This is a genomic window from Amycolatopsis roodepoortensis, assembly GCF_014873915.1.
In the GTDB taxonomy this organism is placed as follows: Bacteria; Actinomycetota; Actinomycetes; order Mycobacteriales; family Pseudonocardiaceae; genus Amycolatopsis; species Amycolatopsis roodepoortensis.
The window spans coordinates 321,615-333,402 of sequence record NZ_JADBEJ010000008.1 but is presented as its reverse complement, the minus strand read 5'-3'; the positions used below and the strand labels follow the sequence as shown (position 1 = coordinate 333,402).

Genomic DNA, 11,788 nt, shown 5'->3' with positions numbered 1-11,788 from the left:
TCTTCACCTGCCCGGGCTCCAGCGCCTTCACCGACGGCACCGCCGAGTACCTGGCGGCGCGCGGCGTGACGACCTTGCCATGGAACCGCGCGACCAGGACCCGTTTCGACTCAGCGATTTCGGCGAGCTACGGTGGCGATCTGCACGAAATCAACGCACCACTCATCGTCATTCCGCACGGAATGGGTTATAATAAATTCTTGGAAACCGGAAACCGGAAACCGGAAACCGGAAACCGGAAACCGGAAACCGGAAACCGGAAACGTATTCGGGCTTTCCGCCCCCTGGCTGATGCACGACGGCGAGGTGGTCGCCACCCATATCGTTCTTTCCCACGAGGAACAACTGGAACGACTGCGCGCCGCCTGCCCCGAGGCCGCTGAACGCGCTGTCGTCGCCGGCGACCCTTGCTTCGACAGAATGCGAGCGAGCACACCACTTCGCGAGACCTACCGGCAGGCGTTCGGGCTCGAAAAGCACCAGCGGTTAGTGGTCGTTTCGTCGACATGGGGCGCTTCATCTCTGCTCGGCGCGAACACGTCCTTGGTTCTGAAACTCGCTCACGAGCTCGCGCACGATTCGTACCGGCTTGCCGTCGCCCTGCATCCCAATATCGTCCGGGGCCATTCGCCATGGCAGACGAAAATGTGGCTCGACGACTGCGCACGGGCAGGTGTCCTGATCCTCGAGGACGAGGATCTCTGGCGTCCGGCTCTCGTCGCCGCCGATCTGACGATCGGCGACCATGGTTCCGTCACCTTCTATTCCGCCTGCCTCGATACGCCGATCATTCTGGGTTCCGCTCCGGAAGAGACCGTCCACCCCGATTCCCCGATCGCGCTCCTTCTGCGGACGGCGCCGAGGCTGGATTCGCGAACACAGCTCGACGACGTCATCGACGCGCATCGACCGGAGAAGTACGCGGAGATCACCGAACTCGCGACCTCCGTGCCCGGTAAGGCCGCGGATCTGCTTCGTGACCTTTGGTACTCGGCGATCCGCCTGACGCCGCCGTCCAGCGCACCGACGCTGAAGGCCCTTCCAGTCCCGGACCTCGCTCCCCCGAATCCGAGGGCGTGGGCGGCCGAAGTGTCGTTCGCCGCCGACGAGACGGCCACCTTGTCGCGTTTCCCGGTCGACGGGCGGTCGAAACGAACGCTCGGCAGGGCGGACAGCCATCTCGTCGTCGGCACGGACGAGCCGGACATCGCGCTGCTGCGGCTGGCGGAAGTCGTGATGCGGCCCGACATCGCCCACGACCCGGACACCTGGACCGCCGCGACACTGCGAGCGCTACCCGGCTGCCGGGCCGCAGCCATCCGGGCGAGCGAAACCGAATGGCGGGTCGAAACCCGCGACGGTCTTCTGCTCGGAATCGACACCGCCGACCCGGCGTTCGTCTCCGTCCTCTATGTCCTGCTCGACGCCGGGGCCGCGCCGACAGAACTCCGTTTGCGTCGTGGCTCGACGACTTACTCGGCGAAGGTCACTGTGCGAGCTTCGCGCTGACCCGATCGCGGTCCGGGGTGAAGCCGTAGAAGTAGTAGATCTCCTTCGCGGATTCCCAGTAAGCACGCGCGTCGGCTAGGCGATCCGTCGCGAACGCCGAGTCCCCCAACGCCTCATTGGCTTCGGCCCGTTCGCGGTTGAAGGACCGTTCGGCCGCCAGAGCCAGCGTCTCGGTCAGCACCGCGTCCGCATCGGCCCCGCCCTCCAGTAGCTTCTTGCCCCGCCACAGGGCGATTTTGACCTGGTTGAGGTGCTCGGCACCCAAAACCGTCTCCGCGGCGTCGAGCAGTTCGAGCGCCTCCGACGGCGGACGTACCTTCGCCAGGTGGAAACGGGCGAGCGCGATCCGGCGTTTCTCTCCCAGCTGCGTCGCCAATTCGAGCGCCCGCCGGAACAGCGCCTCGGCCTCCGCGTCTTCCGCGAGGTCGAGTTTCGCCAACCCCAGTGACTCGATGGCCGTCGCCAGCGCGCTGGACGAGCCGGCCTTGGTCGCGAAGTCGATCGACTCCTGAAACCGAATGGCCGCGAAGCCCGCTTGATGAGCCTGCCGATAGGCGAAGCCCAGCTGGAACGTCATCACGGCGGCGGCGAGGTCGTTGCCCCAGGCGCGGGCGGCTTCGATCCCGCGATCGTTCACGCGGACCATCTCACCGGAGTGCTCACCCTTGAGATGCACTGGCCACAGCACTAGGCAAAGCTGACAGACCCACTGGTGCTTTTCCAGCCGATAGGCCAGTTCGACCACGGCTTCCAGGTTCTCGCGCTCGACGTCCAGCCATTCCCTTGCGGCCTTGTCGTCCCATGGCTCGACCGCGAGCTGTGGCCATATCTCCGCCATCCAGCCACGGTTGGGCAACGCGGCCTCGGCAGCGAGCCCCGCACCGCGATAAGCGGAGACGATCCGCAAGGGCAGTTCGTCGCCGGCCTTCGTCGCGGCGTGATCCCGGACGATGTTGCCCGCGATCAGGTATCGGTCTTCCGCCACCTCCTGGACGAGATGCCGCTTCTTCAGCTCCTGAAGTGCGTCCGAAACGTCGAACTCGTCCTTGAGGAGGACGGCCGCGACGGTGCGCGCGGCGACGGCGCCGTCCCCAGGATGGACCCCGAGCACCTGGTAACAGGCCTGGCAGAGCGGAGAAAGCAGGTCGTACGCGGCATCGAAGATCGGAGTGATCCCGAGCGCGTCGAGCACACCGCCCTTACGCTTGATCCGACTGAGCGTCCGTGTCGCGGATTCCTCTTGGAGCATGCCTCCGAGCACAGTGAGCGCACCCGCGAGTCCGGCGCAGAGACCGATCAGCTCGTCGATCTGCGCTGCTTCGGCCTCGATCCGGTCCATTCCGATCATCCGGCCGAGCAACAGCCGCGGCGCTTCACCGGTCAGCGGGTCGATCCGCACACTTTCGCCCGGGTACTCGGTCCGGAGCCTGCGGGTCTCGCCACTAGCGACGACGAGAACAGCGGCGGGCCCCACACCGGGGATCAGCGGCGCGATCTCGGCCGGCAGCAGGGCGTTGTCGATGATGAGCGCGATCTTCTTGCCGTAACTCCAGCTGCGCCACATCGCCGACCGGGCTTCCAGACCGGACGGGATTTCGTCCGGCCGGTACCCGACCGCGCGCAACAGGTCTTCGAGCGCGTCCGGCGCCCGCTCGGCGGACAGCGCGAGCGCGACGTAGAAGGTGCCATCAGGGAAGGTGTCCTCCCCTTGGTCGTTCACCCATTTGCGGCAGAGAGTGCTACGGCCACTGCCGGGCGGTCCGGTCACGTAGGCGAGGACCGGCCCCTCAGCTCGATTCTCCGGACAGAAGACCTCGTCGAGCCGACGGAGCTGATCCTTGTAGTTGGTGTAGTGCGGGGTCACCACCATGACCTGGCGTGGAACATCCCCCGAGCTGTGGCCTTGCCCACCGAAATGTGGCTCGTTCACGCTCACCCCTCCCCACGGTGAGCCGCCGACCTTACCGGAAGTGACCGCCCCGCCACGCGAATTCATCCCACGCGAGCGGAAGTCAGACCGCTTGCAACCGTCGTGTCGGTCGCGCGAACGGGTTGTCCGGGGAGTCCTCCGAGAAACCCGCCAGCTCGGCGATCTCCCCGTCGGACAGGCCCTTGGCCCGCAACGTATCCCCGATGGCCGTCATCAGTTGCGGAATCTCCGGCGCCAAGAGATCGCCGTCCGGCTCCGTTGTCTTCCATCCGCGAGCGTTCATCGACTTGTAGAAGCTCGTGCGATCTGCCGCCGAAACCTGCTTGAGGGAGTGCGCGCGCTCGAAGAGCGCTTGCATGGAGACTCCCCAGACTCGCTTCAGGTCCCGCAAGTGCCCGAGCGTCACGGGACGAAGATCCGGCTTGATCACATGCGCCGGCATCAGGAACTCGGCCGCGAACTCGTTGGCTTCGCGTTCGGGATCTTCGGTCGCGACTCCGTTGTGGAGAACGAGATGACCGAGTTCGTGAGCCAAGGTCAGTCGTTTGCGATCGACCGGAGCGGCCGAGTTGACCAGCAGCACGGGGTGATCGCCGATCCACTGGGAAAGCCCATCGATACGGGAGGTGCCGAAGTCTTCTTCCAGGATCACGCAGCCGGCGGCCTCAAGCCACCGGACCAGGTGCCGGACCGGCCCGACAGGCAGCCTCCATTGGGCGCGCACCATCAGAGCCGCCTGCTCCGGAGTCGTATCGATGGGATCGAACGTGGGTACGGACTGCTCCGCCCTCATCGACACGTCCTCGAACATCACCGAGACATGCAGCCGATAGGCGTTCAATCGTGCTTCGAGCTTCCGCCACGCGGACGCCTTGGTCGTTCGCTGGCGCCTCATGTGCGCGTCCACGGCGAGTGCCCCCCGGACAGCGTGGTCCCGGGTCAGAAAGCGTTTCGATACACCCAACGACCGCGCGAGCCTGCCCAGCACGTCGTCATCAGGCATGCGCTGATCGTTCTCGTACCGGGACAACGCCGCCTGCGTGACCTCGGCCTCGGCGCACAGATCCGCTTGCGTCAATCCTCGGGCGCGGCGAAGTGTTTCGAGCACATCGCCGATTCCACTCACGTCGCCTCGTCCTCCTCGTCTCGGGCCAGGGCCTCGTACAGATCGATCTGTGGCAGCGGCGGATCGACGGGAGTCCAGGTGATCGGCGTACCGGCGGCCCCGGACGCCCCAGCATCCACCTCGACGGCCCAGATCGCATCTTTGTCCAGCCCGTCGCGCAGGGAGACGATCGTGCTGCCGATCACGCGCTCCTCGGGATCCCAGCGGTACCCGAAGCCCAGGCGAACCTCATCCAATCCTTCCAGAGCCTCGGATTGCGCCCAGAAGGCCAGGGCCGACTTCGTCGCGTACGACCTGACACGGTCTCGGCCCGTGTGCCGCTTCACACGAGCGCGGTACCGCAGACCGACCGTGATCTCACGGGTGACTCCTTGATCCAGCAGCTCGACCGAATCGACGTCGGTGAGTTCACGGCGCAGGTGCGCCCACAGCCGATCGTGGATCCAGTTCGAAAGCCCGCGATCACTGCTGTCCGCGACCCAGCCGGGAAAGGCGTCACGGTAGTCGGCCAAGTCAGCCCTCGCGGCTCTCGTGGCGCCGATCAGCGCACCGACGACCTTGTCACCGAGGTCACGCAGCACGTCCTCGGCCATCGGGTATGAAAACATACCAGAAAATATACCGGCTGCGCAGACGCAACTACCAGCACAAACGTGTTCAAAGAGAGTGTGGAGAGGACGCTTGAGATCCGGCCACCCACCAACCGCACCGTAGGGGTCCGGGGGCTCGCCGCCGGGTACTGACGACCGACGACCTCACGAAAGAGGCCCCCGTCGCGGAGCGAAGGGGGCCTCGAACAAAAGTGGGCGAGGAGGGAGTTGAACCCTCACGTCCTTTCGGACACACGGACCTGAACCGTGCGCGTCTGCCATTCCGCCACTCGCCCGAGTGCTTCGTTCTCTGACAGCTCGCAAAGCGTAGCAGGCGGTTTTCGCGGGTTTCACCGGGGGCCGTGTCCGACTGGCCGTACCCGGATAGGATCGACGGGGAAGCACACGTGTGAGGAGGTTGCCCGGTGGGCCGCGTCGAACGCTTTGACAGACGGCTCGAGAACCTCGTGGGCAATACCTTCGCGCGCATGTTCGGTGGCAACGTCGTCACGCAGGAAGTGGCGGTGGCGCTTGAGCGCGAGAGCGAGGAGAACGTTCGTGAGCTGGCCGGTGGTCGACAGCTCGCTCCCAACCACTACATCGTGTCGTTGGGGCAGGCTGATCACGAACGTATGGCCGGAGACGAGCGTCGGGTCACCACGGTGCTGGCGGAGGCGGTCAAGGAACACCTCGCCGAGCACGGATGGGACACCTATGGTGACGTCGTAGTTTCGCTCGAGCGCAACGAGGCGCTGCATACTGGACAGTTCAAGACCCGTTCGTCCGTCGATCCCGACGTCAAGCCCCACGGCGCCGAAGGTTCGCCACGGTCGGCACGACCCAGCAACGCAGGAGACCCAGCAATGAGCCAGCCCCCCGGCTACGGCCAATACGACCAGGGTGACCCGTACGGCCAGCAGGGCCAGTACGGCTACGGACAGCAGGCTGGCCAGCAGCAGCCCGGGTACGACCAGGGTTACGGCGGCCAGCAGCAGGGCGGCTACGACCAGGGTTACGGCGGCGCCCAGCAGCCCGGCTACGACCAGTACGGCGGCCAGCAGCAAGGTGGCTACGACCAGGGTTACGGCGGCGCGCAGCAGCCGGGCTACGACCAGTACGGCGGCCAGCAGCAGGGCGGCTACGACCAGGGCTATGGCGGCGCCCAGCAGCCCGGCTACGACCAGTACGGCGGCGCACAGCAGCAGCCCGGGTATGACCAGGGTTACGGCGGAGCCGCGCCTCAGCCCGGCTACGACCAGTACGGCGGCCAGCCCCAGCAGGGCGGGTACGACCAGTACGGCGGTGGCCAGCAGCAGTACGGCCAGCCCGCCGCGGACCCGTACGCGCAGGGCGGCGGCTACGGCGGCCAGCCGGCGGCCGGTCGTCAGCTCACCGCGAGCCTCCAGCTGGACGACGGCTCGAACCGTTCGTACTCGCTGAAGCAGGGCGGGAACGTCGTCGGCCGCGGCCAGGACGCCGACTTCCGGCTCCCGGACACCGGCGTCTCGCGCCGTCATCTGGAGATCACCTGGGACGGCCAGAGCGCGACGCTCGCGGACATCGGTTCGACCAACGGCACGACCGTCAACGGCACCCCGGTGCAGACCTGGCAGCTGGCCGACGGCGACGTGATCCGCGTGGGCCACTCGTCTCTCGTGTTCCGTACGCAGGGCTGACCGGCGGCGTCCGGAGGGGGTATCGCAGAATTGCGGTGCGGGGCCTGTGGTGGATCGGCACCTCGGGTCGTACGCGGAGAGCAGCGCTGTCCGGAGCCGACCATCCCGGACGGCACGGGCTCTCCGCGGCGTACAGGAGAAACGGGAGCGGACACAACAAGTGCCAGAGCTGGTCGTTCAACTCACCAGGGTGGGCTTTCTCGTGCTGCTCTGGCTCTTCGTGTTCGCCGCGTTGCGTGTCGTCCGGTCGGATCTGTACGCGGCCTCCGGGCTGCGAGTCGCCGTGCCGACGTTCGGTCGCAAGAAGAAGAAGGAACCCAAGAAGCCGCGCGGCGGGAAGTCGCCGCAGCAGCTGCTCGTGACCCATGGTGCGCTGGCGGGAACCAGGATCGCCTTGGACGGCAGGCCGATCCTGATCGGCCGCGCCGACGACTCGACCCTGGTGCTGGACGACGACTACGCGTCGACCCGCCACGCCCGGATCGCCCTGCGCGGGGAGGATTGGTACGTGGAAGATCTGGGCTCGACGAACGGGACGTACCTCGACCGGGCTAAGGTCACGGCACCCCTCCGGGTCCCGCTCGGAGTCCCCATCCGGATCGGCAAAACGGTGATCGAGCTTCGCCCATGACTCTCGTCCTCCGCTACGCGGCTCGCAGCGACCGGGGCCTGGTGCGTTCCAGCAACCAGGACTCCGTGTACGCCGGTCCCCGCCTGCTCGCCCTCGCCGACGGCATGGGCGGCCACGCCGCGGGTGAGGTGGCCAGCAAGGTCGTCATCGCCTCCCTCGCCCCACTCGACGACGACGATCCGAGCGACGACCTTCTCGCTCAGCTGCGTGAGGCCGTCCAGAACGGCAACGCGGCCATCGCCGAACTGGTCCAGCAGGACCCGGACCTCGACGGGATGGGCACGACCCTGACCGCCGTGCTGTTCGCCGGTTCGCGGATGGGTGTCGTGCACGTCGGCGACTCGCGGGCGTATCTGATGCGCGGCGGTCAGTTCTCGCAGATCACGCGGGACGACAGCTTCGTCAACGAACTTCTCGAACAGGGCCGGATCACGCCGGAAGAGGCCGCGGTGCACCCGCAGCGGTCGCTGCTGCTGAAGGCGCTCACCGGCCACGAGGTCGAGCCGAGCCTGACCGTGCGCGAGGCCCGCGCCGGCGACCGGTACCTGATCTGTTCGGACGGGCTGTCCGGCATGGTCAGCGACGAGACGCTGTCCGAGGCGATCCAGATCCCGGATCCGCAGGCCTGCGCCGACCGGATGATCGAGCTGGCGCTCAAGGGCGGCGGCACGGACAACGTCACGGTGATCATCGCCGACGTCGTCGACGTCGACTTCGGTGAGGACGCGCCCATCGTGGGCGGCGCCGCCGGGGACGGCAGCGACGAATTCCACCAGGGCGACTCCCCCGCCGCCCGCGCCCGCGCGCTGACCCAGCCCGCGCCGCAGCCGCGGCCCGAGGTCCAGCCCCAACAGGAGGACCCCAAGGTCAAGCGCCGGAGGCGATTTCGCTGGCTGGCGGGAGCGGTGGTCGTCCTGATCGTGCTGGCCGCGGCGGCGATCGCCACGCGGTATTTCGTGCTGAGCCAGTACTACGTCGGCGAGGGCCCCGGCGAGGAGGTCGTGATCTATCGCGGCGTCCCCGGCAGCGTCCTCGGCATCGACCTGCACGCCTACGAGCAGGGCTCGTGCCCGCCGGGCGGGCTGTGCACCGACAAGCTCCTGGTGCCCGCGCTGCAGGAGGACGCGCGGATCGCGGTGAAGAACGGCGTCAAGAAGGACAACCTCGACGACGCCCGCAAGTACATCGACGACTTCCTGCGGCCGCACAAGCAGCTGGCCGACTGCAAACCGGCCGCCAGCTCGACTTCCACGCCTCCCGCGTCGTCGCCGCCCCCGGCGTCGTCGGCATCCCCTTCGACCCCCGCCTCGCCGAGTTCGGCGAATCAGCCTGCGGGGAGGGACTGCTCGACGCCGGCACCGGCAGCACCAGGGGGCGGTAATTGATGAGCACGCCGCTCGCCGATCCGGCTTCGGCCCAGTACGCCACGAACCCTCCGCGCGAGCTGCCCAAGCGGCGCGGCACCGAACTCGTCCTCCTCGCGTTCGCGACCTTCATCGTCACCGTCGCGCTCGTGCTGGTGGAGGCGAACCAGGAGCAGGAGCTCACCAGCTCGATCATCTGGCTGGGGCTTTCGTACCTCGCGGTGCTGACCGCGGCGCATCTGGCGGTCCGCCGCTGGGCGCCGTACGCGGATCCGGTGATCCTGCCGTGCGTCGCGCTGCTGAACGGGCTCGGCCTGGTGATGATCCACCGGATCGACCTGGCGCTCGCGGAACGCGCGCTGCAGCAGGGCAGGGAGTACACGCCGGACGTCACCAAGCAGGTGCTGTTCACGGCGATCTCGCTGGTGCTGTTCGTGGTGGTGCTGGTCGTGATCAGCGATCACCGCACGTTGACCCGCTACGGCTACACCTGCGGCCTGGTCGGGATCGTGGCGCTCGCGCTGCCCGCGGTGCTGCCGTCGAGCCTGTCCGAGGTCAACGGCGCGAAGGTCTGGATCAAGCTGCCGTTCTTCTCGATCCAGCCCGGTGAGTTCGCGAAGATCCTGCTGATGATCTTCTTCGCCTCGTTCCTGGTGACGAAACGCGACCTGTTCATGGTCGCGGGCAAGCGGATCGTCGGCGTCGAGCTGCCGCGCGCCCGTGACCTCGGCCCGATCCTCATCGCGGCGGCCGCCTGCCTCGGCGTGCTGGTGTTCGAGAAGGACCTCGGCACGTCGCTGCTGTTCTTCGGGGTCACGCTGGTGATGTTGTACGTCGCCACCGAGCGGATCATCTGGGTCGTGCTGGGCGTCGGCTTCTTCGCCGCCGGCGCGATCATCGCCTACAACCTGTTCACGCACGTCCAGCAGCGCGTCCGGAACTGGATCGACCCGCTGGCCACCTACGACGACCCCGGCGGCGGCTACCAGGTCGCGCAGGGGCTGTTCGGGCTCGGCACCGGCGGGGTCGGCGGGACCGGCCTCGGCGCCGGACGGCCGGACATGGTCCCCGAGGCCAAGACGGACTTCATCACCACCGCGATCGGCGAGGAACTCGGCCTGATCGGGCTCACGGCGATGCTGATGCTGTACCTGATCCTGGCGATGCGCGGCATGCGCAGCGCCCTCGCCGTCCGCGACACCTTCGGCAAACTCCTCGGCGGCGGTCTGTCGTTCGCCCTGGTCATGCAGATCTTCGTGGTCGTCGGCGGTGTCACGAACCTGATCCCGAACACCGGGATCACCGCCCCGTTCCTCTCCCGCGGTGGTTCTTCACTGCTCGCGAACTACATCCTGGTGGCCCTCCTGCTCCGAATCTCCGACGCCGCCCGCAAACCCGCCGTGCGGCCGAAGCCGCAGCAGCCGCAGGCGCCGCTCGCCGAAGCGCACACGGTGATGGTCCAGCGGCCGCCCGCGACCGGTGAGGGGAGCCCCTCGTGAACACCCCGCTCCGCAAGGTCGGTGTCGCCATGCTCGTCATGGTGGTGCTCCTGATGGCCAACGCCACCTACATCCAGGTGGTCAAGGCCGACGACTACCGCACCGACTCGCGCAACGTGCGCGTGCTCTACGACGAGTACTCCCGACAGCGAGGCCTGATCGTGACGCCCGACGGCGCCGCGCTCGCGAAGGTCGACCCGTCGAACGACAAGTACAAGTTCATCCGCACCTACGCCGACGGCCCGATGTACGCGCCGGTCACCGGCTACTACTCGATCAACTACGGCTCCGGTGGCCTGGAGCGGTCCGAGGACGACGTCCTCAACGGCTCCGACCCGCGGCTGTTCGTGCGGCGCCTTTCGGACATGGTCACCGGCCGCGACCCGCGCGGCGGGAACGTGCGGCTGACGATCAACCCGGCCGTGCAGAAGGCCGCGTACGACCTGATGACGCAGAAGGGCTACACCGGCGCGGTGGTCGCGCTGGAGCCCAAGACCGGACGCATCCTCGCGATGGTGTCGACGCCGTCGTTCGACCCGAACAAGCTGGCCTCGCACACCACGAAGGAGCAGGTCGCGGCCTGGTCGCAGTGGCGCGACGATCCGAAGAAGCCGATGCTGAACCGCGCGATCTCGGAGACGTACCCGCCGGGTTCGACGGCCAAGCTGCTGGTCACCGCGGCCGCGCTCGAGGACGGCAAGACCGCGGACATGCCGGTCAACACCGCGCCCAACGTGAAGCTCCCCGGCACGCAGACGACGCTGGAGAACTACGGCGGCGCGGCCTGCAAGGGCAGCACGCTGAAGGAAGCGCTGCGGTACTCGTGCAACGTGCCTTTCGCCGAGATCGCGGGCGAGCTCGGCAAGGACAAGCTGAACGCCACGGCCAAGAACTTCGGCGTCGGCGAGGACCTGACCGTGCCGATGCGGGTCGCCGGCTCCTCCCTCGGCCCGCTGGAGTCGAAAGCGGCGCTGTACCAGAGCGCCATCGGCCAGCGCGACGTGCGGCTGACGCCCCTGCAGGACGCCCTGCTTTCGGCGACCATCGCGAACAACGGGATGGCGATGAAACCGCAGCTCGTGCAATCGCTGCTGGCGCCGAACCTGTCGACCATCGAGGACTACACCCCGACCGAACTGACCGGTGACGCCGCGATGTCCAGCGCGAACGCCGCGGTCCTGCGCGACATGATGCTGGCGTCGGAAGAGAACACGAAGGGCGCCGGCAAACGCGGCGACATCCAGATCGCCTCCAAGACCGGCACCGCCGAGCACGGCAACGACCCGAAGAACACCCCGCCGCACGCCTGGTACACCGGGTTCGCGCCGGCGATGGACCCGAAGATCGCCGTCGCGGTGATCGTCGAATCCGGGGGTAACCGCGGGCTCGAAGCGACCGGTGGCACCGTGGCCGCGGAGATCGGCCGCGCCGCCGTCAACGCCATGCTCGGGGGTGGATAGCGG

Annotated in this window: 9 protein-coding genes and 1 tRNA gene; 6 read left to right on the top strand and 4 right to left on the bottom strand. The window is 67.6% G+C overall.

Going from position 1 to position 11,788, the window contains the following annotated elements; all coding sequences use genetic code 11:
* Window positions 1–132 precede the first annotated feature (132 nt).
* Window positions 133–1,509: a hypothetical protein gene (locus H4W30_RS39195; protein ID WP_192747345.1), complete on the top strand. Its 1,377-nt coding sequence runs from the start codon at window positions 133–135 to the stop codon at window positions 1,507–1,509.
* On the opposite strand, the gene H4W30_RS39190 is transcribed toward H4W30_RS39195, so the two are convergent.
* From H4W30_RS39190 to H4W30_RS39175, 4 genes are all read right to left on the bottom strand, one after another.
* Window positions 1,487–3,439: an ATP-binding protein gene (locus H4W30_RS39190; RefSeq protein WP_192747344.1), complete on the bottom strand. Its 1,953-nt coding sequence runs from the start codon at window positions 3,437–3,439 to the stop codon at window positions 1,487–1,489. The genes H4W30_RS39195 and H4W30_RS39190 overlap by 23 nt on opposite strands.
* A gap of 82 nt (window positions 3,440–3,521) precedes the next feature.
* A complete protein-coding gene (locus H4W30_RS39185) occupies window positions 3,522–4,547 on the bottom strand; it encodes a helix-turn-helix domain-containing protein (protein ID WP_318780783.1) in 1,026 nt (341 codons plus the stop codon).
* Between the two features lie 14 nt (window positions 4,548–4,561).
* Window positions 4,562–5,158: a hypothetical protein gene (locus tag H4W30_RS39180; protein ID WP_225950795.1), complete on the bottom strand. Its 597-nt coding sequence runs from the start codon at window positions 5,156–5,158 to the stop codon at window positions 4,562–4,564.
* A 210-nt stretch (window positions 5,159–5,368) separates the two neighbouring features.
* Window positions 5,369–5,451: transfer RNA gene (locus H4W30_RS39175), tRNA-Leu, on the bottom strand.
* A gap of 129 nt (window positions 5,452–5,580) precedes the next feature.
* Between H4W30_RS39175 and H4W30_RS39170 the strand changes: the two genes are divergently transcribed.
* The 5 genes from H4W30_RS39170 (at window position 5,581) to H4W30_RS39150 (ending at window position 11,785) form a co-directional block, all read left to right on the top strand.
* Window positions 5,581–6,831, top strand: a complete 1,251-nt coding sequence (locus tag H4W30_RS39170; RefSeq protein WP_192747341.1) for a DUF3662 and FHA domain-containing protein — start codon at window positions 5,581–5,583, stop codon at window positions 6,829–6,831.
* A gap of 160 nt (window positions 6,832–6,991) precedes the next feature.
* Window positions 6,992–7,462: an FHA domain-containing protein FhaB/FipA gene (locus H4W30_RS39165; RefSeq protein WP_192747340.1), complete on the top strand. Its 471-nt coding sequence runs from the start codon at window positions 6,992–6,994 to the stop codon at window positions 7,460–7,462.
* The gene (locus H4W30_RS39160; protein ID WP_126734797.1) at window positions 7,459–8,847 is read left to right on the top strand and encodes a PP2C family protein-serine/threonine phosphatase; all 1,389 of its coding nucleotides are present in this window, start codon (window positions 7,459–7,461) and stop codon (window positions 8,845–8,847) included. Before H4W30_RS39165 ends, H4W30_RS39160 begins: the two co-directional genes overlap by 4 nt.
* Window positions 8,847–10,325 (top strand): FtsW/RodA/SpoVE family cell cycle protein, encoded by a 1,479-nt coding sequence (locus H4W30_RS39155; RefSeq protein WP_192747339.1) that lies wholly within the window; start codon window positions 8,847–8,849, stop codon window positions 10,323–10,325. The genes H4W30_RS39160 and H4W30_RS39155 overlap by 1 nt, the downstream gene beginning before the upstream one ends.
* Window positions 10,322–11,785, top strand: a complete 1,464-nt coding sequence (locus H4W30_RS39150) for a peptidoglycan D,D-transpeptidase FtsI family protein (protein WP_126734795.1) — start codon at window positions 10,322–10,324, stop codon at window positions 11,783–11,785. Before H4W30_RS39155 ends, H4W30_RS39150 begins: the two co-directional genes overlap by 4 nt.
* Window positions 11,786–11,788: the final 3 nt, after the last annotated feature.

Coding starts and splice junctions, on each gene's coding strand:
- H4W30_RS39160 (WP_126734797.1), top strand. CDS start 7,459: ATGACTCTCGTCCTCCGCTACGCGGCTCGCAGCGACCGGGGCCTGGTG.
- H4W30_RS39155 (WP_192747339.1), top strand. CDS start 8,847: ATGAGCACGCCGCTCGCCGATCCGGCTTCGGCCCAGTACGCCACGAAC.
- H4W30_RS39180 (WP_225950795.1), bottom strand. CDS start 5,158: ATGGCCGAGGACGTGCTGCGTGACCTCGGTGACAAGGTCGTCGGTGCG.